17 protein-coding genes are annotated in these 23,874 nt (G+C 62.5%); 15 read left to right on the top strand and 2 right to left on the bottom strand.

Annotated features, from left to right (window positions below):
• The first annotated feature begins 45 nt into the window (after nt 1–45).
• From R6G97_RS03900 to R6G97_RS03885, 4 genes are all read left to right on the top strand, one after another.
• The gene (locus R6G97_RS03900) at nt 46–1,008 is read left to right on the top strand and encodes a FecR family protein (protein ID WP_317847832.1); all 963 of its coding nucleotides are present in this window, start codon (nt 46–48) and stop codon (nt 1,006–1,008) included.
• Between the two features lie 126 nt (nt 1,009–1,134).
• Nucleotides 1,135–3,732, top strand: coding sequence for a TonB-dependent receptor (locus R6G97_RS03895; protein WP_317847831.1), 2,598 nt, complete (start codon nt 1,135–1,137; stop codon nt 3,730–3,732).
• Between the two features lie 184 nt (nt 3,733–3,916).
• Nucleotides 3,917–4,510, top strand: coding sequence for a biliverdin-producing heme oxygenase (locus R6G97_RS03890; protein WP_317847830.1), 594 nt, complete (start codon nt 3,917–3,919; stop codon nt 4,508–4,510).
• A 55-nt stretch (nt 4,511–4,565) separates the two neighbouring features.
• The gene (locus tag R6G97_RS03885) at nt 4,566–4,982 is read left to right on the top strand and encodes a YbaN family protein (RefSeq protein WP_043210682.1); all 417 of its coding nucleotides are present in this window, start codon (nt 4,566–4,568) and stop codon (nt 4,980–4,982) included.
• Here the strand turns inward: R6G97_RS03885 and arcD (R6G97_RS03880) are convergent.
• Nucleotides 4,962–6,389 (bottom strand): arginine-ornithine antiporter, encoded by a 1,428-nt coding sequence (arcD, locus tag R6G97_RS03880; protein ID WP_090346647.1) that lies wholly within the window; start codon nt 6,387–6,389, stop codon nt 4,962–4,964. The two genes, R6G97_RS03885 and arcD (R6G97_RS03880), sit on opposite strands and share 21 nt — an antisense overlap.
• A 435-nt stretch (nt 6,390–6,824) precedes the next feature.
• Here arcD (R6G97_RS03880) and arcD (R6G97_RS03875) point away from each other — a divergent pair, with 435 nt between their 5' ends.
• From arcD (R6G97_RS03875) to R6G97_RS03840, 8 genes are all read left to right on the top strand, one after another.
• A complete protein-coding gene (arcD, locus tag R6G97_RS03875) occupies nt 6,825–8,252 on the top strand; it encodes an arginine-ornithine antiporter (protein WP_043210686.1) in 1,428 nt (475 codons plus the stop codon).
• Between the two features lie 31 nt (nt 8,253–8,283).
• Nucleotides 8,284–9,537: an arginine deiminase gene (arcA, locus tag R6G97_RS03870; protein WP_043210687.1), complete on the top strand. Its 1,254-nt coding sequence runs from the start codon at nt 8,284–8,286 to the stop codon at nt 9,535–9,537.
• A gap of 66 nt (nt 9,538–9,603) precedes the next feature.
• Nucleotides 9,604–10,614, top strand: a complete 1,011-nt coding sequence (locus R6G97_RS03865) for an ornithine carbamoyltransferase (protein ID WP_043210689.1) — start codon at nt 9,604–9,606, stop codon at nt 10,612–10,614.
• Between the two features lie 119 nt (nt 10,615–10,733).
• The gene (gene arcC, locus R6G97_RS03860; protein ID WP_043210691.1) at nt 10,734–11,663 is read left to right on the top strand and encodes a carbamate kinase; all 930 of its coding nucleotides are present in this window, start codon (nt 10,734–10,736) and stop codon (nt 11,661–11,663) included.
• Between the two features lie 57 nt (nt 11,664–11,720).
• Complete coding sequence (locus R6G97_RS03855) at nt 11,721–12,089, top strand: DUF5064 family protein (RefSeq protein ID WP_070574787.1); 369 nt, start codon at nt 11,721–11,723, stop codon at nt 12,087–12,089.
• Nucleotides 12,090–12,190: 101 nt separating this feature from the next.
• Nucleotides 12,191–13,699 carry a sigma-54-dependent transcriptional regulator gene (locus tag R6G97_RS03850; RefSeq protein WP_043210693.1) on the top strand — a complete coding sequence of 503 codons (1,509 nt, stop codon included), beginning with the start codon at nt 12,191–12,193 and terminating at the stop codon, nt 13,697–13,699.
• 182 nt (nt 13,700–13,881) lie between these two features.
• Entirely contained in the window at nt 13,882–15,087 is a 1,206-nt protein-coding gene (gene gltS, locus R6G97_RS03845) for a sodium/glutamate symporter (RefSeq protein WP_043210694.1), read from the top strand.
• Nucleotides 15,088–15,331: 244 nt separating this feature from the next.
• Nucleotides 15,332–17,233, top strand: a complete 1,902-nt coding sequence (locus R6G97_RS03840; RefSeq protein WP_043210696.1) for a potassium transporter Kup — start codon at nt 15,332–15,334, stop codon at nt 17,231–17,233.
• 56 nt (nt 17,234–17,289) lie between these two features.
• Here R6G97_RS03840 and chrA read toward each other — a convergent pair whose 3' ends face one another.
• Nucleotides 17,290–18,660: a chromate efflux transporter gene (chrA, locus tag R6G97_RS03835; protein ID WP_043210698.1), complete on the bottom strand. Its 1,371-nt coding sequence runs from the start codon at nt 18,658–18,660 to the stop codon at nt 17,290–17,292.
• A 434-nt stretch (nt 18,661–19,094) separates the two neighbouring features.
• Between chrA and gcvH the strand changes: the two genes are divergently transcribed.
• The 3 genes from gcvH to R6G97_RS03820 all read left to right on the top strand — a co-directional run bounded on the left by gcvH (nt 19,095) and on the right by R6G97_RS03820 (nt 23,867).
• A complete protein-coding gene (gene gcvH, locus R6G97_RS03830; protein ID WP_250034505.1) occupies nt 19,095–19,478 on the top strand; it encodes a glycine cleavage system protein GcvH in 384 nt (127 codons plus the stop codon).
• 9 nt (nt 19,479–19,487) lie between these two features.
• A complete protein-coding gene (gene gcvP, locus R6G97_RS03825; protein WP_043210703.1) occupies nt 19,488–22,343 on the top strand; it encodes an aminomethyl-transferring glycine dehydrogenase in 2,856 nt (951 codons plus the stop codon).
• 147 nt (nt 22,344–22,490) lie between these two features.
• On the top strand, nt 22,491–23,867 hold the full coding sequence (locus R6G97_RS03820) for an L-serine ammonia-lyase (protein WP_043210706.1): 1,377 nt from the start codon (nt 22,491–22,493) through the stop codon (nt 23,865–23,867).
• The last annotated feature ends 7 nt before the right edge of the window (nt 23,868–23,874 follow it).

The following is a 23,874-nucleotide window of genomic DNA, read 5'->3' as shown; positions in this document are numbered from 1 at the left end:
TCGCAGCCATGATCATTCGCGAAAAACCCACAGCAAGGATTTTCTGTGACAGACAGCCCTGCCCCTCGCCCGTCTCCCGACGCGCCTGATGCCCGAGCGCGTGCCATGGACGAAGCGCTGGACTGGCTGGTACGTCTGCAATGCGCCAGTGAGCAAGACACTCGGGATTTCGAAGCCTGGCTGGGCGCCGCCGCAGAGAACGCCGAAGCCTATGTCGAAGCCGAAGCCCTGTGGAACGGCGCACCGCTGCATCAGGCCGCCGTGCAATTGAACCACCGTCACCGCACCGCCTTGCGCGGTCGCCTGCGTACCCACTGGAAACCTTTGGCCACCGCCGCCGTGCTGCTGGTCGGGCTGCTTACCTTCGGCAACCTGCCCGTGCGCCTGCAGGCCGACCACTTGACCGTGGTCGGCGAACGTCAGCGCCTGCAACTGGACGACGGCGCCCAGGTATTGCTCAACACCAATTCAGCCTTCGCCAACGACCTGCGTGACGGCCGCCAGATCGCACGTCTGTTGCAAGGCGAGGCTTACTTCCAGGTACCGGGCAACAGCCCTGCCCCGCTGGAGTTGGAAGCAGGCCCACTGCGCGCGCAGGCACAAGACACCGACTTCGCCGTGCGTTACCTCGATGGCGAAGCGCAAGTGCGGGTGCAGCGTGGCGATATCGACTTGCAGGGTGCCCGTGACCAGCGCATCCGCCTGTCGGCCGGCGACAGCATCAGCGTCGGCCCTCAGGGGTTCGGCCAGCGCCAACGCCCGGACATGCACAAAGACCTAGCCTGGGTCGAAGGCCGTCTGGTGTTCGAGAACTGCCCGCTCAGCCAAGTGCTTGCTGAAGTGCGCCGCTACTACCCCGGTTGGATCATCAACCGCAACCCGAAGCTCGAACAGGTTGCGGTGACCGGCAACTACCGCCTGGACCAACCTCTGGAAACCCTGCGCGCCCTGGCCCACATCACCTCTGCACAAGTGCATGAGTATCCGGCGCTGGTGATCCTCAATTGACGCCCTGAAGTTTTTTTACGCGATCGCGCCTTCCCGTCCGTCTCGTTATAGCCAATGCAACTGATTCTTGTTTGAAACAAGAACGGTCACCACCTATAACAGTTCGCGCGTCAGGGAGCGCCTTCGATGTCCACAGGTCCAACTCGCCCGTCCACCCCTTCCCGCCGCATGGGGCAATTGTCCCTGCTGACCCTCGCCCTGCTCGCCAGCGGCGCCTGCAGCCTGCCTACCCTGGCCGCAGAACCGGCCAATGCCAGCAGCCCACGCCTGGGCGACTACCGCTTTGCCATCGAGCAGCAGCCACTGGTCTCGGCGATCAACGCGTTCAGCCAGATCACCGGCTGGCAGGTCGGGTTCAGTGCCGAATTGGCCGAGGGCGTGTCGTCACCGGGGGTACGGGGCTCGCTGTCTGCTGAAGCCGCATTGCGCCGTCTGCTGCAAGGCACCGGGCTGAGCCTGCGCAAGATCGGCAACGCCAACGTGGTATTGGAGCGCCAGCAGGCCGGCAACACCATCGCCCTGCAGCAACTGACCGTGAGCGCCACCCGCAGCGCCCAGGACGTCAGCCAGGTGCCAAGCACCGTCAGCGTGCAGACCCGCGAGCAACTGGATCGCAGGAACGTCAACGACATCAAGGAACTGGTCCGTTACGAGCCCGGCGTCTCCGTCGGCGGCGTCGGCCAGCGCAGCGGCCTGAACGGCTACAACATCCGCGGCATCGATGGCGAACGGATCCTCACCCAGGTCGACGGCGTCTCGGTTCCGGATGGTTTCTTCTACGGCCCCTATGCCCAGACCCAACGCAACTATGTCGATCCCGAGATCGTCAAGCGCGTGGAGATCCTTCGCGGCCCAGCCTCGGTGCTCTATGGCAGCAATGCCATTGGCGGCGCGGTCAGCTACTTCACCCTCGATCCGGACGACATCATCAAGCCTGGCAAGGACATGGGCGCCCGCCTCAAGACCGGCTACAGCTCGGCCGATGAAAGCTGGCTGACCTCCGCCACCGCCGCCGGCCGCCAGGGCGACTTCGACGGCCTGTTGCATCTGAGCCAGCGCAACGGCCACGAAACCGAATCCTACGGCGAGCACGGTGGCACCGGCCTTGACCGCACCAAGGCCAACCCCGAGGATGCGCGCACCACCAACGTACTGGCCAAACTTGGCTGGAACTACGCCGAGGACGCGCGAGTGGGCGTTACCTACGAGCGTTACAAGGACGATCGCGACCAGAATGTGCTCAGTGCCGTGGGTGGACCGTTCATTCCCGGCATGGGCGCTTCGAACATGTATCGCGCCCGAAGCGCCGATGACACCATCACGCGGGAACGCTTCGGCATCACTCATGAGTTCGGCCTCGACAGCCTGCTGGCCGATCACATGAAATGGAGCCTGAACTACCAGATCGCCAAGACCGATCAACGCACCGAGGAGCTGTACTTCGCCCGTGGCCGCGAAGTGCTTCGTGATCGGCAGACGACCTACAAGGACCGCCAATGGGTGCTCGATGCACAGCTCGACAAAGCGTTCACCGTTGGCGCCACCGACCATCTGCTGACCTACGGCACAACGCTCAAGCAAGAAAAAGTCACCGGTTCTCGTAGCGGTACGGGCGTCTGCCTGAATGTTGGTGGCTCCTGCACAGCCATCGGCCAGATCAGTCCCCCCGACAGCCTGGCCCGGGTCAGCGACTTCCCCGACCCGACCATCAACACCTACAGCCTATTCGCCCAGGACGAGATCCGCTGGAACAACTGGACCTTCCTGCCGGGCGCACGCTACGACTACACCCGGCTCAAGCCGCACCTGACCGATGAGTTCCTGGCCACCCTGCCGACCTCGGGCAACACCACCGTCAGCGACAAACAGAAGAACTGGCACCGCGTTTCGCCCAAGCTGGGCGTCACCTACGCCTTCAACGACCACTACACCTGGTACGGGCAGTACGCCGAAGGCTTCCGCACGCCGACGGCCAAGGCATTGTATGGCCGCTTCGAGAACCCGGCCGGCGGCTATGTGGTCCAGCCGAATCCGAACCTTGAGCCGGAAAAGAGCAAAAGCTACGAGACCGGTCTGCGCGGCAACTTCGATGCGGGCAACTTCGATGTCGCCGCCTTCTATAACAAGTACCGCGATTTCATCAATGAAGACGCCCTGCTCAACGGCAACGACGCGCTCGACTTCCAGGCGCAGAACATCAAGCACGCCACCATCAAGGGCGCCGAGGTCAGAGGTCGTCTGAACCTGGATCGCTTTGGCGCACCGCAAGGCCTGTACACCCAAGGCTCGGTGGCCTACGCCTATGGCCGCAACGATGACACCGGCCAGCCGCTGAACAGCGTCAACCCACTCACTGGCGTGTTTGGCCTGGGGTATGAGCAGGACAGCTATGGCGGCCTGCTGAGCTGGACATTGGTCAAGCGCAAGAACCGCGTCGACGACACCACGTTCTTCTCCCCCGACGGCGGCACTTCGCGCTGGCGTACTCCCGGCTATGGCGTGCTCGACCTGAGCGGCTTCTACAAGATCACGGACGATTTGACCGTCAATGCCGGTCTGTACAACCTGACCGACAAGAAGTACTGGCAGTGGGATGACGTACGCAGCTATGCCACTGTCGGCCAGAACGGCCAGAGCGAAGCCGCCGTCACCCAGCCCGCCAACCTCGATCGCCTGACCGCGCCGGGACGCAACTTCGCCATCAATTTGATCTGGGATATCTGAGTGCCGTCGTGCGACGGCACCGCATCGCCTGCTTTGCGGCTGAAGCCGCTCCCACAGGGACTGCGCCGGTCTCAGGATCGGCGCGGTACCAGTGGGGCCTTCACCCCTCTGCAAACACCTTTTTTACGGTCGGACCCGACCCGATTCGTCTCGTCTAGAGCCCTCATCTGCCAAGGACCTTTCCATGACCGCCACCCCCGCCCTGCGCTCGCAGCGCCTGAACCAGGTCACCCACGCACCGCACACCGAGCTGGACGCCCTGGTCAAATCCCACAAGCCATTCGACAGCCGCGAAAGCTTCGCCCGCTTCGTGGTCGCCCAGTACCTGTTCCAGTCCGAACTGCAGGCCCTGTACAACGACCCGCGACTGATCGCCATCGTGCCGGACCTGGCCCAGCGCTGCCGTGCCGAGCAGGCACGTCTGGACCTGGCCGACCTGGACACCGACGTTCCCGTCCCTTTGCCCGGCGCGTTGCAAGGGCCGAGCCTGGGCCAGGCCTTGGGCTGGATCTTCGTCTCCGAAGGCTCCAAACTGGGCGCCGCGTTCCTGATCAAGCGTGCCGTGGCTCTTGGGCTGTCCGACAGCTTCGGCGCCCGTCATCTGGGCGAGCCGGCCGGTGGTCGCGCCGAAGGCTGGAAGCAGTTCACCCGAATCCTCGATAACCTCGAGCTTTCGGCCGAGGAGGATGCCGCCGCCGAACGTGGCGCAGTGGCGGCCTTCGAGCGCTTCACCGAACTGCTCAAGCATGCCTATGCCGCGGATGCCGCACTGGCCTGAGAGGCTTCACCCGGTCACCGCTCCGTTGGCCGGACCGTTTTTTCGCAGTGAGACCATGACCCGACCAGCCCGCTCGAAACTCGCCCGCCTGCTCTACGCAATCCTGGCCTATGTCAGCTTGGGTATTGGGCTGGTCGCGATCGTCGTACCCGGCCTGCCCACCACCGAATTCATTCTCCTGGCCGCCTGGGCAGCGACTCGCAGCTCCCCGCGTCTGAGCGCCTGGCTGGAAAACCATCGGCTGTTCGGGCCGATCCTCCATAACTGGCGCAATGGCAAGGTGATCCAGCGCCGTGCCAAGGTCAGCGCCACGCTCAGCATGCTGCTGTGCGCGGGGCTGATGCTGACGTTCTTCGAGCATCGCTGGCCAGTGTTTCTGGCCATTGGCGGCATGACCTTGGGCAATCTGTGGATCTGGTCGCGCCCGGAGCGACCTGTCCCGCCCTGCCCCTCACAAACTCAGCACCCCTGAATACAAGCCATAGGCAGCTAGCCCCGCTCCGGCCAGCACCGCTGCGAAGATCAGCTTTTCCCAGCCAGTGAACAAAGCCTTGCCTTGTTCGTGCTTGGCTCGGGCGAACAGGATCACGCCCGGCGCATAGAGCAGGGCCGAGAGCAGCAGGTACTTGAGCCCCCCGGCATACAGCAACCAGACGGCATAGAGCAGCGCCACCAGGGCGACTACCAGGTCCTTGCGACGCAACTGCGGCTGCTCGGCATAGCCTTCGCCACGCAGGGTCAGCAGCACCGCGTAGGCCGCCGACCAGAAGTACGGCACCAGAATCATCGACGACGCCAGGTAGATCAGGCTGGTGTAGGTGCCCGCCGAGACCAATGTGATCAGCAAGAAGCCCTGAATCATCACATTGGTCAGCCACAGGGCGTTGGCCGGTACATGGTTGGCGTTCTCCTTGGCCAGGAAACGCGGCATGGTCTGGTCCCGCGCCGTGGCAAAGAGGATCTCGGCGCACAGCAGCGCCCAGGAAAGCAGCGCACCCAGCAGCGATATCGCCAAGCCAATGCTGATCAGCAAGGCGCCCCAGGGCCCGACGATGTGTTCCAGCACCGAAGCCAACGAGGGGTTCTGCAGATTGGCCAGCTCTGGCTGGGTCATCACCCCCAACGACAGCACATTGACCAGCACCAACAATGCCAGCACCCCGAGAAAGCCGATGACCGTGGCCTTGCCCACGTCCGAGCGATGCAGCGCCCGCCCCGAATACACACTGGCGCCCTCGATGCCGATGAACACGAACACGGTCACCAGCATCATGTTGCGCACCTGCTCCAGCACGTTGCCGAACTTGGGGTTGCTCAGCCCCCAGATGTCACGGGTGAAGATATCGGCCCGGAAGGCGAAGGCGGCAATGACGATGAAGATCAGCAGCGGCACCACCTTGGCCACGGTGGTCACCTGGTTGATGAACGCCGCTTCCTTGATGCCGCGCAGTACCAGAAAGTGCACTGCCCACAACAGCAAAGACGCACAGGCGATGGCTACCGGCGTATTGCCCTCGCCGAAGACCGGGTAGTAGAAACCCAGGGTGCTGAACAGCAACACGAAATAGCCCACATTGCCCAGCCATGCGCTGATCCAGTACCCCCAGGCCGAGGAAAAGCCCATGTACTCGCCAAAGCCGGCCTTGGCGTAGGCGTACACCCCTGAGTCCAGCTCCGGCTTGCGGTTGGCCAGGGTCTGGAACACGAACGCCAGTGCCAGCATGCCCACGGCAGTGATGCCCCAACCGATCAGCACCGCGCCCACATCGGCGCGCGCCGCCATGTTCTGCGGCAACGAAAAGATCCCACCGCCGATCATCGAGCCGACCACCAGCGCGATCAACGCACCCAGGCGTAGCTTCTGTCCCGGTTCACTCATAGGGCTCCCCTTTGGGCTGTTGTCATACGCATGAAACACCTTGTTGATTCTTATAACGGAGCGGTCAACTCATATTAGACCAAGCGATCAAGGCTAAAACCCTCATAACGAGTCGGTCTATATAGTTGGCATTAATACTGCGCGTTCCATGAGGCAGGTCAGTGACAAACATAGTTAAGACGGGGTTTTCTCGAAAATTTGCTTATTGCCCAAAAGCGGCTAGCTTGAAACCTCGCAGGCCACACGAGCTTTTGCTCTAGAAGGACACGGAGGTGCCAGCGCATAAGGCCTGCAGCATAAGCAGTCGGCACTCTCCAGGAGTCATGTGAAGGAGTTTTCCTACTTCGCATCACCATGAAACTGACCCATGTCAGCACATGGCACAGGCGTCGGATTTACTCTGAGGTCAACTTTCTCCTGGTATGGAGTTGTTAAATGTCTGATTCTCCCGGAAAACTAAAACTGGGTGCACTTGTTGCACTTGTCGTCGGTTCCATGATTGGCGGCGGGATATTTTCGTTGCCGCAAAACATGGCCGCCAGCGCCGGTGTCGGTGCTGTATTGATCGGCTGGGCCATCACGGCGGTCGGCATGTTGACCCTCGCCTTCGTGTTCCAGACGCTGGCCAATCGCAAACCGGATCTGGACGGCGGGGTGTATGCCTACGCCAAGGCAGGGTTCGGCGACTACATGGGCTTTTCCTCAGCCTGGGGCTACTGGATCAGCGCCTGGCTGGGCAACGTCGGCTACTTCGTCCTGTTGTTCAGCACCTTGGGCTATTTCTTCCCGATCTTCGGTGAGGGCAACACGCCGGCGGCCGTGATCGGCGCCTCGATCCTGCTGTGGGCGGTGCACTTTCTGGTACTGCGCGGCATCAAGGAAGCGGCGTTCATCAACCTGGTCACCACCGTGGCCAAGGTCGTGCCACTGGCGCTGTTCGCGCTGATCTGCCTGTTCGCCTTCAAGCTGGACATTTTCACCGCCGACATCTGGGGTAAAGGCTCCCCTGACTTAGGCAGCGTGATGGACCAGGTGCGCAACATGATGCTGGTCACCGTATGGGTGTTCATCGGCATCGAGGGCGCGAGCATCTTCTCCTCCCGGGCGGAAAAACGCTCCGACGTAGGTAAGGCTACCGTCATCGGTTTCATCACCGTGCTGCTGTTCCTGGTGCTGGTCAACGTACTGTCGCTGGGCGTGATGACCCAACCGGAACTGGCCAAGCTGCAGAACCCCTCGATGGCTGCCGTGCTCGAGCACGTGGTCGGGCACTGGGGCGCGGTGCTGATCAGCGTCGGGCTGATCATCTCGCTGCTCGGTGCGCTGCTGTCATGGGTGCTGCTGTGCGCCGAGATCATGTTCGCCGCGGCCAAGGACCACACCATGCCGGAGTTCCTGCGCCGCGAGAACGCCAACCATGTACCGGCCAATGCGCTGTGGCTGACCAACGCCATGGTGCAGATCTTCCTGGTCATCACCCTGTTCTCCAACAGCACCTACCTGTCGCTGATCTACCTCGCCACCTCGATGATCCTGGTGCCTTACCTGTGGTCGGCGGCCTATGCGGTGCTGCTTGCGGTACGGAGCGAAACCTACGAACAGGCCCTGGCCGAACGCCAGAAAGACCTGATCATTGGTGGCATCGCCCTGCTGTACGCCATCTGGCTGCTGTATGCCGGCGGCGTGAAATACCTGCTGCTCTCGGCCCTGCTCTATGCCCCTGGCGCGATCCTGTTCGCCAAGGCCAAGCGCGAGGTCGGCCAACCGATCTTCACCTCGGTTGAAAAACTGATCTTTGCCGCCGTCGTGGTGGGCGCCCTGGTGGCCGCCTACGGACTCTACGACGGCTTCCTGACGCTTTGATCCACGTCTTCGCATTCTTGGAGGAATGAACATGTCCACGGAAAAACAGAAGTACGGTGTCCACTCCGAAGCCGGCAAACTGCGCAAAGTGATGGTGTGCGCTCCAGGTCTTGCTCACAAGCGCCTGACCCCGAGCAACTGTGACGAGCTGCTGTTCGATGACGTGATCTGGGTCGACCAGGCCAAGCGCGACCACTTCGACTTCGTCACCAAGATGCGCGAGCGCGGCGTCGAGGTGCTGGAGATGCACAACCTGCTCACCGACATCGTGCAGAACCCCGAAGCACTGAAATGGATCCTCGACCGCAAGATCACCCCTGACACCGTCGGTGTCGGCCTGACCAACGAAGTGCGCAGCTGGCTGGAAGGCCTGGAACCGCGTCACCTGGCCGAATTCCTGATCGGCGGTGTGGCCGGCCAGGATCTGCCGGAAAGCGAAGGTGCCAGCGTGGTCAAGATGTACAACGACTACCTGGGCCATTCCAGCTTCATCCTGCCACCTCTGCCCAACACCCAATTCACCCGCGACACCACCTGCTGGATCTACGGCGGCGTGACCCTCAACCCGATGTACTGGCCAGCACGACGCCAGGAAACCCTGTTGACCACCGCCATCTACAAGTTCCACCCCGAGTTCACCAAAGCCGACTTCCAGGTCTGGTACGGCGACCCGGACAAAGACCACGGTCAGGCCACCCTCGAAGGCGGCGATGTGATGCCGATCGGCAAGGGCATCGTGTTGATCGGCATGGGCGAGCGCACCTCGCGCCAAGCCATCGGCCAACTGGCACAGAACCTGTTCGCCAAAGGTGCGGTGGAGAAAGTCATCGTCGCCGGGCTGCCTAAATCTCGCGCGGCCATGCACCTGGACACCGTGTTCAGCTTCTGCGACCGCGACCTGGTCACGGTTTTCCCGGAAGTGGTCCGCGAAATCGTGCCGTTCATCATTCGCCCGGACGAAAGCAAGCCTTACGGCATGGACGTGCGCCGCGAGAACAAGTCGTTCATCGAGGTGGTCGGCGAGCAACTGGGCGTCAAGCTGCGCGTGGTCGAGACCGGCGGCAACAGTTTCGCTGCCGAGCGCGAACAGTGGGATGACGGCAACAACGTGGTGGCGGTCGAGCCCGGCGTGGTCATCGGCTACGACCGCAACACCTACACCAATACCCTGCTGCGCAAGGCCGGAATCGAAGTCATCACCATCAGTGCCGGCGAACTGGGCCGGGGCCGTGGCGGCGGCCACTGCATGACCTGCCCGATCGTTCGCGACCCAATCGACTACTAACGACCATTTCCCCGGCCGTCCTCACAAGGCGACGGCCGGGCCGACCCGAACTCAAGGAGAACCGTCATGGCGTTCAACATTCACAACCGCAACCTGCTCAGCCTCGAACACCACACCACCCGCGAGCTGAAATACCTGCTGGACCTGTCCCGCGACCTCAAGCGCGCCAAGTACACCGGCACCGAACAACAGCACCTGAAGGGCAACAACATCGCCCTGATCTTCGAGAAGACCTCGACCCGCACCCGCTGCGCCTTCGAAGTCGCCGCCTATGACCAAGGCGCCAACGTCACCTACATCGACCCGAACTCCTCGCAGATCGGCCACAAAGAGAGCATGAAGGACACCGCTCGCGTGTTGGGCCGCATGTACGACGCCATCGAGTACCGTGGCTTCAAGCAGGAAATCGTCGAGGAGCTGGCCAAGTTCGCCGGTGTGCCGGTGTTCAACGGTCTCACCGACGAGTACCACCCGACCCAGATGATCGCCGACGTGCTGACCATGCGTGAGCACAGCGACAAGCCGCTGCACGACATCAGCTATGCCTACCTGGGCGATGCCCGCAACAACATGGGCAACTCGCTGCTGCTGATCGGCGCCAAGCTTGGCATGGACGTGCGCATCGCCGCGCCCAAGGAACTGTGGCCTCATGACGATCTGGTCCAGCGCTGCAAGCAGTACGCCGAAGAAAGCGGCGCACGCATCACCCTGACCGAGGACGCCAAGGCTGCGGTCAAGGGCGTCGACTTCATCCACACCGATGTCTGGGTGTCGATGGGCGAGCCGGTCGAAGCCTGGGGCGAGCGCATCAAGCTGCTGCTGCCCTACCAGGTGAACAAGGAACTGATGAAGTCCACCGGCAACCCTCGCACCAAGTTCATGCACTGTCTGCCGGCATTCCACAACTCCGAGACCAAGGTCGGCAAGCAGATCGCCGAACAGTACCCGCACCTGGCCAACGGCATCGAAGTCACCGAGGACGTATTCGAGTCGCCAGCGTGCATCGCCTTCGAGCAGGCGGAAAACCGCATGCACACCATCAAGGCGATCCTGGTGTCGACCCTGGCTGATCTCTAACGCTATTGGCTGCAAGCTTCAAGTTCCAAGCCACAAGAAACGCGGCGCCTCACACCGACCCGCCTCTGCTTGCAGCTTGCGACTTGAAGCTTGAAGCTGACCTGAGAAGGACATTCACCATGCGTATCGTTGTTGCATTGGGCGGCAACGCCCTGCTGCGTCGCGGCGAGCCCATGACCGCTGAAAACCAGCGCGCCAATATCCGCACCGCCACCGAGCAGATCGCCAAGATCCATCCTGGCAACGAACTGGTCATCGCCCACGGCAATGGTCCGCAAGTCGGCCTGCTGTCGCTCCAGGGCCTGTCCTACAAACCCGACGAGGCTTACCCGCTGGACGTGCTGGGTGCCGAGACCGAAGGCATGATCGGCTACATGATCGAACAGGAGCTGGGCAACCTGCTGGCCTTCGAAGTGCCGTTCGCCACGCTGCTGACCCAAGTGGAAGTGGATGCCAACGACCCAGCCTTCAAGGACCCGACCAAGTTCATCGGCCCGGTCTACAGCAAGGAAGAGGCCGAGCGCCTGGCCAAGGAGAAAGGCTGGGTGGTCAAGGCCGACGGCGACAAATACCGCCGCGTAGTGGCCAGCCCCAAACCCAAGCGCATCTTCGAAATCCGCCCGATCAAGTGGCTGCTGGAAAAGAGCAGCATCGTGATCTGCGCAGGCGGCGGCGGCATCCCTACCATGTACGATGAAAACCGCAAGCTCAAAGGCATCGAAGCCGTCATCGACAAGGACCTGTGCTCGGCCTTGCTGGCCGAACAACTCGATGCCGACCTGCTGGTGATTGCCACCGACGTCAACGCCGCATACATCGACTTCAACAAGCCGACCCAGAAAGCCATTGCCCAGGCCCACCCCGACGAACTGGAACGCCTGGGCTTTGCCGCCGGCTCCATGGGGCCCAAGGTGCAAGCGGCCTGCGATTTCGCCCGCCACACCGGCAAGGTGGCGGTGATCGGCTCGCTGTCGGACATCGAAGAGATTGTCAAAGGCACCGCCGGTACCCGCGTGTCCACCGCCAAGCCGGGGATCAGCTACCGTTGAATGCAGTAGGCGGGCGTCTGACGCCCGCCGTTTTCGACCTTCCAGAGGAGCGTGTCAATGGCCCAATACCACCCCGGTCATGTCCATATCGAGCGCACCGCGCTGAACAAGAATGACCACAGCTATGACTTGAACATCGAATACGAGGCCGCGTCGGACCCCAAGGAAGGCAGAGGCATCCAGTTCCACATGCACGGCATCATCGAGGGCAAGACGGTCGAGGAAAAATTCTTCCTGGCCAAGGACCAGGTGCTGCCCAGCTTCCTCATGCAACTCTCCCGCCGGGCCCAGTCCTACCTGGCGCCGCCCAAGAAGTTCGAGAACCTGGGTTCGCCGCACAAGATCTACGACTGGATGTTCAAGGACATCCGCGAGAAGCTGGACGTGAAATCGGGCGACCCGATCAAGCCTGAACACCTGGAATGACTTCACGATCAGGGGCCGCACAGCGGCCCCGGCAATATTGGGCTTGATCGACCGACCGAGGCATACTACCGCCCTCCCCTGGCCACAGCCCCCTCAACCCCATGCGCATCCACGTCAGTTTCATCGACCGCGTCGGCATCACCCAGGAAGTCCTGGCCCTGCTCGGTGCCCGCAATCTCAACCTGGACGCCGTGGAGATGGTGCCGCCGAACGTCTACATCGATGCGCCCACCCTTAGCCCTGCCGTGCTCGAAGAGCTCCACGATGCGTTGTTCGAAGTCCAGGGCGTGCAGTCGGTGGAAGTGGTCGACATCCTTCCCGGCCAACGCCGACACCTGCAGCTCGATGCTCTACTGGCCGCCATGAGCGACCCGGTGCTGGCGGTGGACAGCGCAGGCAAGGTGCTGCTGGCCAACCCGGCGTTGATCGCCCTGTGCGGGCGCGAATCGGCCGGCCGCTCCGTGGGCGAGCTGTTCAATGACCCAGGTCTGCTGCAGGCTCTGCTGGACAACAATTTCCACCTGCCGATGCGCGAGATGCAGCTCAATGGCCAGAGCTTGCTGCTCGACGCTACACCGATCACCCATGCTGGCGGTCTGCTCACGCTTTACCCGCCGAACCGCATGGGCGAACGCCTGTCGGCCCTGCATCACGACCATGCCGAAGGGTTCGATGCCTTGCTCGGCGACTCCCCGGCGATCCGCACCCTCAAGGCCCGCGCCCTGCGCGTCGCGGCCCTGGACGCGCCACTGCTGGTGCACGGCGAGACCGGCACCGGCAAGGAGTTGGTGGCCCGTGCCTGCCATGCCATCAGCAGTCGCCATGCCGCGCCATTCCTTGCGTTGAACTGCGCGGCCCTGCCCGAGAGCTTGGCCGAAAGCGAGCTGTTCGGCTATGCCCCAGGGGCATTCACCGGGGCACAACGCGGCGGCAAGCCGGGGCTGATGGAGCTGGCCAACCAGGGCACCGTGTTCCTGGATGAGATCGGCGAAATGTCGCCTTACCTTCAAGCCAAGCTGCTGCGTTTTCTGAGTGACGGGAGCTTTCGCAGGGTCGGCGGCGACCGGGAAATCAAAGTGGACGTGCGCATCATCAGCGCCACCCACCGCGACCTGGAGCGCATGGTGGCCGAGGGAAGCTTTCGCGAGGACCTGTTCTATCGCCTCAACGTGCTGAATCTGCAGGTTCCCCCCCTGCGCGAACGTGGCCAGGACATCCTGCTGTTGGCGCATTTCTTCATGCAACAGGCCTGCACACAGATCCAGCGCCCACCCTGCCGCCTGGCCCCGGCCACACACTCGGCGCTCTTGGCCAACCCCTGGCCGGGTAACGTGCGCCAATTGCAGAACGTGATCTTCCGCGCCGCAGCCATCAGCGAACATAGCCTGGTGGACATCGACGATCTGGACATTGCCGGCACCGCCGTGGCCCGTGGCCAGGACGGCGAAGTGGCCAGCCTCGAGCAGGCCGTGCAGGCCTTCGAGCGCGATCTGCTGCAGCGCCTATACCTGAGCTATCCGTCCACCCGCCAATTGGCCAGCCGCCTGCAAACCTCCCACACCGCGATTGCCCAGCGGCTACGCAAGTACGGGATTCCAAACAAAGCATGAAGCGGGGCTCGCGCCTCGGTTCGACAGCGCCCCGCCAGCGTCGGGGTGACGCATAAAACCACAAAAATAACCGTCATAAGCCGATAACTTTCAGAATAAACCTACGTACTCGCGTAATGGCCGTCCCTAGAATGGCGCGCCCAAGTAAATATTCTTCTGAATTTACAAAGAGTACGCATCACATGCTTGAGCTCGATTTCTATGGGACACTCGTCGCCGCCTCCCTGGTGCTGCTATTAGGACGAGGCCTCGTTGCACGCATCGCTTTTCTGCGCACTTACAATATTCCCGAACCGGTCGCCGGTGGCTTGCTGGTCGCCGTGGTGTTATTGGGACTGCGCAGTTTCGATATCCAGGTCCAATTCGATACTTCACTGCAAACACCTTTGATGTTGGCATTCTTCGCCACCATCGGCTTGAGTGCGGATTTCGCCAGCCTGAAGAAAGGCGGCCGTGTCGTCGGCATCTTCCTGCTGGTGGTCACCGGATTGCTGGTGGTCCAGAACGCCATGGGCATCGGACTTGCCACGGCGCTTGGATTGGACCCGCTGATGGGCTTGCTGGCAGGTTCGATCACCTTGTCGGGCGGGCACGGCACAGGCGCTGCGTGGGGAGCCACCTTCAGCGAGAAGTTCGGTCTGGCCTCAGCGTCCGAACTGGCACTGGCCTCCGCCACGTTCGGCCTGGTGTTGGGCGGTTTGATTGGTGGTCCGGTCGCACGCTTGCTCATCGCCCGCGTCCAGACGCCGGGTGTCGAGCAAGAGACGCCCCGCTTGCCACAGGGGTTTGAACAACCCAACAAAGAGCGCCTGATCACACCCTTTTCTCTGATCGAAACCATCGCGCTGATTTCGGTCAGCTTACTGGCAGGTTCCCTATTGAATAAGTTTCTGCACGGGACCGCATTCGAACTACCGACCTTCGTGTGCGTCTTGTTCGTAGGCGTACTGCTACGAAACGGGCTTTCGATGTTTGGTTTGTATCAAGTATTCGAGCGCGAAGTTTCGGTCATGGGCAATGTCAGTTTGTCGTTGTTTCTGGCCATTGCATTGATGTCGCTGAAGTTATGGGATCTTGCGGCGCTGGCATTGCCGTTCTTCATTCTTTTGGCAGTCCAGGCATTGGTGATGGCGCTCTTTGCGATCTTCGTGACCTTCAGGGTCATGGGCCGCAACTATGATGCTGCCGTACTTGCAGCCGGCCATTGCGGTTTTGGCCTGGGCGCCACGCCAACGGCGATTGCCAATATGCAGGCTGTGACGCAACGCTATGGCCCATCGCAGATAGCGTTTCTGGTGGTGCCGATGGTGGGGGCATTCTTCATCGACATCATCAACGCCATTGTCATCAAGCTGTACTTGGCGTTGCCATTTTTTGCCGCCGTGTAACGACCAACTGAATCATCGGGACACGCGGCAGCGGCAGGACGGCCCTGGTCGCAGCGGCAATTTTTACGCTCTTTTTACACTCACCAAAAGCAGTTGAAACGATACTGGCTGCGCTTGCTGCTTGAACGGTCCATGCCGGCGTTGCGCCTCTGCGTAGCGCCAGCATGGACCGTTCAGGCGCCAGGGAAGCGCGCAGCATAGGGAAGGCACGCGCTCTCGACCCGCCCGTCCAGAGAAGTCATCCGTGAGCCAGACTGCGACCACTGCACATCAAACCCTTCCCAGCAAAACCTCAGGCGTCGGCATGCTCGTTGCCGCAGTCGGCGTGGTGTATGGCGACATCGGTACCAGCCCGTTGTACACCCTCAAAGAAGTCTTCTCAGGCCACTATGGCGTCCAGGTCAACGCAGCCGGCGTATTGGGCGTGCTGTCGTTAGTGTTCTGGTCGTTGATCTGGGTCGTCTCGATCAAATACGTGTTGTTCATCCTGCGGGCCGACAACCAGGGCGAAGGCGGCATCATGGCCCTGACGGCGCTGGCGCACCGGGCCGCGGCGCCTTATGCGCGACTGAGCCGGGTGCTGGTGTTGCTCGGCCTGTTCGGCGCTGCCTTGTTCTATGGCGACAGCATGATCACTCCAGCGATTTCCGTGCTGTCGGCGGTCGAAGGGCTGCAACTGGCCTTCGATGGCATCGAGCATTGGGTCGTGCCCGTCTCGGTGGTGGTACTGGTCGCGCTGTTCATGATCCAGCGACACGGCACAGCGCGCATCGGCATCCTCTTCGGGCCGATCATGGTGCTGTGGTTCGTGGTGCTCGGGGCGCTTGGCGTTCATGGCATCGCGCAGCGCCCCGAGGTATTGCAAGCGCTCAATCCCACTTGGGCGGTGCAGTTCTTCGTTGTCCACCCGGGCATGGGTGTCGCCATTCTGGGGGCGGTGGTACTGGCATTGACCGGCGCGGAGGCGCTCTATGCCGACATGGGGCATTTTGGCCGCAAGCCCATCGCGCGGGCCTGGTTTGTGTTGGTGTTGCCCGGGTTGGTGCTGAACTACTTCGGGCAGGGCGCGTTGATCCTGGGCAACCCAGACGCCGTGCGCAACCCGTTCTATCTGCTGGCGCCCGGCTGGGCCTTGTTGCCGATGGTCGGGCTGGCCACCCTTGCCACCATCATTGCCTCACAAGCGGTGATTTCCGGCGCCTTTTCCCTCACCCGCCAGGCGATTCAGTTGGGCTATGTACCGCGCATGTTCATCCAACACACGTCCAGCGAGGAACAGGGCCAGATCTACATTGGTATGGTGAACTGGGCACTGATGGTCGGCGTCGTACTACTGGTGATCGGCTTCGAATCCTCCAGCGCCCTGGCTGCCGCCTATGGCGTGGCCGTCACCGGCACCATGCTGATCACCACGCTGCTGTCATCGGCGGTGGTGCTGTTGCTGTGGAAGGCGCCGCGTTGGTTGGCCGTTCCCTTGTTGCTAGGCTTCTTGCTGGTCGACAGCCTGTACTTTTCCGCCAACGCGCCGAAAATCCTGCAAGGCGGAGCCTTCCCGGTCATCGCCGGGGTTGCCCTGTTCGTGCTGATGACCACCTGGAAGCGCGGCCGCCGGATCATCGTCGAGCGACTCGACGAAAGCGCACTGCCGCTCGACCTGTTCATCGCCAGCCTGCAGTTCCAGCCTCCGCATCGGGTACAAGGTACGGCGGTGTTCCTCACTGCCAGGGCCGAGGCGGTGCCCCATGCGCTGCTGCACAACCTGCTGCACAACCAGGTGCTTCATGAACAGGTTGTCCTGTTGACCGTCATGTCCGAAGACGAGCCGCGTGTCAGCGCCAACAAACGCTTCGAGGTCGAGGCTTTCGGCGAAGGCTTCTTCCGCGTGACCCTGCACTTTGGCTTCATGGAGGAGCCGGACGTACCGAAGGCGCTAGGCGGATGCCAACGCGACGGCCTCGATTTCGGCCCCATGCGTACCACCTACTTCCTCAGCCGCGAAACCGTCATCGCGACCAAGCGAATCGGCATGGCCCGGTGGCGTGAGTACCTGTTCGCCTTCTTGCTCAAGAATGCCAACAGCAACCTGAGATACTTCAAGTTGCCGTTGAACCGGGTGATCGAACTCGGTACGCAGGTCGAGATGTGAGGCAAGGGGCCAAAGCCTGCCAAGCCGGCCGACGACACATCGGCCGGCAACCGCTATCAGGTGCGCAGCAAGTGCACCGCCAACCCTACCAATGCGCACGCCAGCAGCACTTGAATGACACCACGCTTGAAGCGAAACAGCGCGATGGCCGCAGCGATGGCGATCAGCGCAGACGGCCAATCGAATGCACCACTGAAGCCCTGCGGCCAAAGCACGTGGTAACCGAAGAACAGCGCCAGGTTGAGAATGACGCCCACCACAGCAGCCGTGATGCCGGTCAGCGGCGCTGTGAACTTGATCTCGTTGTGCGTCGATTCCACCACCGGGCCGCCGGCGAGAATGAACAAAAATGACGGCAAAAAGGTGAACCAGGTGACCAGGCTCGCCGCCACTGCTCCGGCGAGAAACGGGTGCTCAGCGCCAAACATCGGATACACATACCCGCCGATGAAGCCAACGAAAGCAACCACCATGATCAGTGGGCCTGGCGTGGTTTCCCCCAGGGCAAGCCCATCGATCATCTGGGTGGGCGTGAGCCAACCATAATGCCCGACAGCGCCCTGGTAGACGTACGGCAGCACCGCGTAGGCGCCGCCAAACGTCATCAGCGCGGCCTTGGTGAAGAACCAGCCCATCTGCGTGAGGGTTCCACTCCAGCCAAACGAGAGCGTCAGAAGCGCCATGGGCAGGGTCCAGAGCACCGCTCCGATCACAACCAGGCGCAACAGATGCTTCCACTGAAAACGTGCATGTGCGGGCGTGGGGGTATCGTCATCGATCACCGCCGGCCCATGGTTGCTCTTGGCCGCGCCATGTCCACCACCGATCACGAACGTGCTCGGCGCGAATCGCCCGCCCAGGTAGCCGATGATCCCCGCCACCAGCACGATCAGCGGGAACGGCACGTTGAGCGCGAAGATGGCCACGAATGACGCCGCAGCCATGGCCCATAGCCAGCCGTTCTTGAGCGCACGCGAGCCGATCCGGTGAGCCGCGTGCACGACGATCGCCGTCACCGCGGGCTTGATGCCGTAGAAAATCCCCGCCACCACAGGCACTTCACCGAAAGCAATGTAGACCCAAGACAAGCCGATCAGGATGAACAACGAAGGCAGCACGAACAGGGCGCCAGCGATCAACCCACCCCAAGAGCGATGCATCAGCCAACCGATGTAAGTGGCCAGTTGCTGCGCCTCGGGGCCTGGCAACAACATGCAGTAGTTCAACGCATGCAAAAAGCGCTTTTCGCTGATCCAGCGTCGCCGCTCCACCAGCTCCTGATGCATGATCGAGATCTGTCCAGCCGGCCCGCCAAAGCTGATGAACCCTAGCTTGAGCCAGAACAGGAAGGCTTCGAACCAACCGACCGGCTGCCGGGCAGCATGCGACGCCGACTGTTCGCTTACCGCGCTGGGTCTCTTGACCATAGGGTTTCCTCGTATGAGAGCGCCGTCAGACCCTCCGGCGACGTGCGGCGGGATCCGCGCGCAGCCGCGCTCGAGGCGATCATCGAGGCTTCTGAATTGTCGCGTTACATTAATCCGGACCGGACAAAAATCAACAGGATAGCCGCGATCGGAAACAGGACACCGCCGCAACCGTATCGATTTCGATACGACGTATTGAAATCGATACACGGCGCGTTGACACCGTCTACGCAACGGTTTGATCCGACAAGGCTTTTCAATCGTCGCTGCTGCGTAGCGATTTCATTACAGGCAGATGACCTAAGCGCACGCACATTCGGACTCACCCCCTGATTTACAAGGCCTGGAGTGACTTGGCCGCATTATTGCTACGGGAATTACAACCAAGAGCGCGGAACCACCGTGCCCACTTCCCTGCTTCGCGAGGATCCCCCATGAGCGAGTTGCGTTTCACCGAAGATCACGAATGGCTGCGCGTCGAAGCTGACGGCAGCGTCACCGTGGGCATCACCGCCTACGCCCAGAATGCCCTCGGCGATGTGGTTTTCGTGCAACTGCCGGAACTGCAGCACTACGACAAAGGCGCAGAAGCCTCCACCGTGGAATCGGTGAAAGCCGCCAGCGGCGTCTACATGCCATTGTCCGGCGAAGTGGTCGCAGTCAACGACCAGCTCGACGCAAGCCCTGAACTGGTCAACGAAGACCCGATGGGCGAAGGCTGGTTCTTCCGTTTCATCCCCGCCGATGCCAGCGCCATCAGTGGCCTGCTCGACCAAGGCGCCTATGACCGCCTGCTCAACGCCAACGACGACGCCTGAGGACCTGCCATGACCATCAACCTCGGCACCGCCAATGAATTCATCGCTCGCCACATCGGCCCACGCAGCGCCGATGAGCAGGCCATGCTCGCCGCCCTGGGCTTCGAGTCGCTGCAAGCCATGACCGCTGCGGTCATCCCTGACAGCATCAAAGGCACCAGCGTGCTCGGCGGCCACGACGGCCAGAGCGAGGCCGATGCCCTCGCCGACCTCAAAGCCATCGCCGGTAAGAACCAACTGTTCAAGAACTACATCGGCCAGGGCTACTACAACACCCATACCCCCGCACCGATCCTGCGCAACCTGCTGGAAAACCCGGCCTGGTACACCGCCTACACCCCCTACCAGCCAGAGATCTCCCAAGGCCGCCTGGAAGCGCTGCTCAATTTCCAGACCTTGATCAGTGACCTGACCGGTCTGCCGATCGCCAACGCCTCGCTGCTCGATGAAGCCACCGCCGCCGCCGAAGCCATGACCTTCTGCAAGCGCCTGTCGAAGAACAAGGCCGGCCATGCCTTCTTCGCTTCCAGCCATTGCCATCCGCAGACCCTTGACGTGCTGCGCACCCGTGCTGAACCGCTGGGTATCGAAGTGGTGGTTGGCGACGAGCGTGAACTGACCGATGTCAGCAGCTTCTTCGGTGCTCTGCTGCAATACCCGGCCAGCAATGGCGACGTATTCGACTACCGCGAGCTGGTACAGCGCTTCCATGGCGCCAACGCCCTGGTGGCCGTGGCCGCCGACCTGCTGGCCCTGACCCTGCTCACGCCGCCCGGTGAATTCGACGCCGACGTCGCCATCGGCAGCGCCCAGCGCTTCGGTGTGCCGCTGGGCTTCGGTGGCCCGCACGCGGCGTACTTCGCTACCCGCGACGCCTTCAAGCGCGACATGCCAGGCCGTCTGGTGGGCGTTTCGATCGACCGTTTCGGCAAGACAGCCCTGCGTCTGGCCATGCAGACCCGCGAACAGCACATCCGCCGCGAAAAGGCCACCAGCAACATCTGCACCGCCCAGGTGCTGCTGGCCAACATCGCCAGCATGTTCGCTGTGTACCACGGCCCGGCTGGCCTCAAGCGCATTGCCGAACGCACCCACGCCCTGACCGCGATCCTGGCCGCCGGGTTCGAGCAGTTGGGCGTCAAGGTCGTCACCCGCGCCTACTTCGACACCCTGACCCTGGCCACCGGTGATGCCACCGCCCGCCTGCATGAACTGGCCCGCGCCCAGCGCATCAACCTGCGCCAGATCGATGCCGCCCATCTGGGCCTGTCTCTGGACGAAACCAGCACCCAGGCCGACGTCGAGACCCTGTGGCGCCTGTTCGCCGAAGGCAAGGCAGTACCGGCGTTCGACAGCTTGGCCGCCACCACTGCCTCGCGCCTGCCGGCCGCACTGCTGCGCCAGTCGGCGATCCTCGAGCATCCGGTGTTCAACCGCTACCACAGCGAAACCGAACTGATGCGCTACCTGCGCCGCCTGGCCGACAAGGACCTGGCGCTGGACCGCAGCATGATCCCGCTGGGCTCGTGCACCATGAAGCTCAACGCCGCCAGCGAAATGATCCCGGTGACCTGGGCGGAATTCGGCAACCTGCACCCGTTCGCGCCTGCCGAGCAGAGCCAGGGCTATCTGCAGATGACCACCGAGCTGGAAGCCATGCTCTGCGCCGCCACCGGCTATGACGCCGTGTCGCTGCAGCCGAACGCCGGTTCCCAAGGCGAGTACGCAGGCCTACTGGCGATCCGCGCCTATCACCGCAGCCGCGGCGAAGGCCATCGCGACATCTGCCTGATCCCCTCCTCGGCCCACGGCACCAACCCTGCCACCGCCCACATGGCAGGCATGCGCGTGGTGGTCACCGCCTGTGACGCCCGCGGCAACGTCGATGTCGAGGACCTGCGCGCCAAGGCCATCGAACACCGTGACCGCCTCGCCGCGATCATGATCACCTACCCGTCGACCCACGGCGTGTTCGAGGAAGCGATCGGCGAGATCTGCGCGATCATCCACGACAACGGCGGCCAGGTGTACATCGACGGCGCCAACATGAACGCCATGGTCGGCCTGTGCGCCCCCGGCAAGTTCGGCGGCGACGTCTCGCACCTGAACCTGCACAAGACCTTCTGCATCCCTCACGGTGGTGGCGGCCCGGGCGTCGGCCCGATCGGTGTCAAGTCGCACCTGGCGCCGTTCCTGCCGGGCCATGCGACGCTGGAGAACACCGAAGGCGCGGTCTGCGCCGCACCGTTCGGCAGCGCCAGCATCCTGCCGATCACCTGGATGTATATCCGCATGATGGGCGGCGCGGGCCTCAAACGCGCCTCGCAGATGGCGATCCTCAATGCCAACTACATCGCCCGCCGCCTGGAAGAGCACTATCCTGTCCTCTATACCGGCGGCAATGGCCTGGTCGCCCATGAATGCATCCTGGACCTTCGCCCGCTCAAGGACACCAGCGGCATCAGTGTCGACGACGTGGCCAAGCGCCTGATCGACTTCGGCTTCCACGCCCCGACCATGTCCTTCCCGGTGGCCGGCACCCTGATGATCGAACCGACCGAAAGTGAGTCCAAGGAAGAACTGGACCGTTTCTGTGACGCAATGATCCAGATCCGTGAGGAAATCCGCGCGGTCGAGAACGGCACTCTGGACAAGGACGACAACCCGCTGAAGAACGCCCCGCACACCGCGGCGGAGCTGGTCGGCGAGTGGGCCCACGGTTACAGCCGTGAGCAGGCGGTGTACCCGCTGCCGAGTCTGGTGGAGGCCAAGTACTGGCCGCCGGTGGGTCGGGTCGACAACGTGTTCGGCGACCGTAATCTGGTCTGCGCGTGCCCGTCGATCGAGAGCTACCAGGACGCCTGATAGCCCTTGCCCGCCACCTGACTTGGGTGGCGACCTGTGGGCGCGGGGTTACCCGCACATGCGAGGGTGGCTTAACCGCCGCGTTCGCGGGTAAACCTGCTCCCACAGAGCTCACCGTCCGCCCAATCAATCTGGCAGGAGGTCACCATGTCTTTGAGCGTTTTCGACCTGTTCAAGATCGGCATCGGCCCCTCCAGCTCCCACACGGTCGGCCCCATGCGGGCGGCCGCACGCTTTGCCGAAGGGCTACGCCGTGATGGCCTGTTGGCACAGACCGACAGCATCAAGGCCGAGCTGTATGGCTCGCTGGGAGCTACCGGCAAGGGCCATGGCAGCGACAAGGCTGTCCTGTTGGGCCTTGAAGGCGAGCATCCAGACACCATCGACACCGAATCGATTCCCGCGCGACTGCAGGCGATCCGCGACAGCGGCCGGCTGCGCCTGCTGGGTGAGCACGAGATCGGCTTCGTCGAAAAACAGCACCTGGCGATGATCCGCAAACCCCTGCCCTACCACCCCAACGGCATGATCTTCCGCGCCTTCGATGAAGCCGGATTGCAAATCCGTAGCCGGGAGTATTACTCGGTGGGCGGAGGTTTCGTGGTCGACGAGGACGCTGCCGGTCACGACCGGATCGTCGAGGACAGCACCGTGCTGCCCTACCCGTTCCGCACGGCCAAGGAACTGCTCGCCCACTGCAGCGAGCAGCACCTGTCGATCAGCCAGGTGATGCTGGCCAACGAAGCGGCCTGGCGCCCGGAGGGCCAGACGCGCGCACGCCTGTTGCATATCTGGCAGGTCATGCAGGACTGCGTCGAGGCGGGTTGCCGTCATGAGGGCATCCTACCCGGTGGGCTGAAGGTCAAGCGACGGGCTCCGGCGTTGTACCGCCAGCTCAGCCGGCATCCCGAGGCGAACCTGCGCGACGCCTTGTCGGTGCTCGACTGGGTCAACCTCTATGCGCTGGCGGTCAATGAAGAAAACGCCTACGGCGGACGGGTGGTCACGGCGCCCACCAACGGTGCGGCGGGCATCGTCCCGGCGGTCCTTCACTACTACATGCGCTTCGTGCCCGGCGCCAGCGAGGACGGGGTGGTGCGGTTTCTGCTCACCGCCGCCGCCATCGGCATCCTTTACAAGGAAAACGCCTCGATCTCCGGCGCCGAAGTCGGCTGCCAAGGGGAAGTCGGCGTGGCTTGCTCCATGGCCGCCGGTGCACTGTGCGAGGTCATGGGGGGCACCCCGCAGCAAGTCGAGAACGCTGCCGAAATCGGCATGGAACACAACCTGGGCCTGACCTGCGATCCGATCGGCGGACTGGTCCAGGTGCCCTGCATCGAGCGCAACGCCATGGGCTCGGTCAAGGCGATCAATGCGGTACGCATGGCCTTGCGTGGCGATGGGCAACATTACGTGTCGCTCGACAAGGTCATCCGCACCATGCGCCAGACCGGCGCAGACATGAAAAGCAAATACAAGGAGACCGCCCGCGGTGGTCTAGCCGTCAACATCATCGAATGTTGACCCGAAC

The sequence above is a fragment of the Pseudomonas sp. HTZ2 genome, from assembly GCF_033173945.1.
Taxonomy (GTDB): Bacteria; Pseudomonadota; Gammaproteobacteria; order Pseudomonadales; family Pseudomonadaceae; genus Aquipseudomonas; species Aquipseudomonas guariconensis.
Note: the sequence above shows the minus strand (reverse complement) of the source record. Positions and strands in the feature narration are given on the sequence as shown.

Coding starts and splice junctions, on each gene's coding strand:
- gltS (WP_043210694.1), top strand. CDS start 13,882: ATGCTTGAGCTCGATTTCTATGGGACACTCGTCGCCGCCTCCCTGGTG.
- R6G97_RS03820 (WP_043210706.1), top strand. CDS start 22,491: ATGTCTTTGAGCGTTTTCGACCTGTTCAAGATCGGCATCGGCCCCTCC.
- R6G97_RS03850 (WP_043210693.1), top strand. CDS start 12,191: ATGCGCATCCACGTCAGTTTCATCGACCGCGTCGGCATCACCCAGGAA.
- gcvH (WP_250034505.1), top strand. CDS start 19,095: ATGAGCGAGTTGCGTTTCACCGAAGATCACGAATGGCTGCGCGTCGAA.
- arcC (WP_043210691.1), top strand. CDS start 10,734: ATGCGTATCGTTGTTGCATTGGGCGGCAACGCCCTGCTGCGTCGCGGC.
- arcD (WP_043210686.1), top strand. CDS start 6,825: ATGTCTGATTCTCCCGGAAAACTAAAACTGGGTGCACTTGTTGCACTT.
- gcvP (WP_043210703.1), top strand. CDS start 19,488: ATGACCATCAACCTCGGCACCGCCAATGAATTCATCGCTCGCCACATC.
- R6G97_RS03895 (WP_317847831.1), top strand. CDS start 1,135: ATGTCCACAGGTCCAACTCGCCCGTCCACCCCTTCCCGCCGCATGGGG.
- R6G97_RS03885 (WP_043210682.1), top strand. CDS start 4,566: ATGACCCGACCAGCCCGCTCGAAACTCGCCCGCCTGCTCTACGCAATC.
- R6G97_RS03890 (WP_317847830.1), top strand. CDS start 3,917: ATGACCGCCACCCCCGCCCTGCGCTCGCAGCGCCTGAACCAGGTCACC.
- chrA (WP_043210698.1), bottom strand. CDS start 18,660: ATGGTCAAGAGACCCAGCGCGGTAAGCGAACAGTCGGCGTCGCATGCT.
- arcA (WP_043210687.1), top strand. CDS start 8,284: ATGTCCACGGAAAAACAGAAGTACGGTGTCCACTCCGAAGCCGGCAAA.
- R6G97_RS03855 (WP_070574787.1), top strand. CDS start 11,721: ATGGCCCAATACCACCCCGGTCATGTCCATATCGAGCGCACCGCGCTG.
- R6G97_RS03865 (WP_043210689.1), top strand. CDS start 9,604: ATGGCGTTCAACATTCACAACCGCAACCTGCTCAGCCTCGAACACCAC.
- arcD (WP_090346647.1), bottom strand. CDS start 6,389: ATGAGTGAACCGGGACAGAAGCTACGCCTGGGTGCGTTGATCGCGCTG.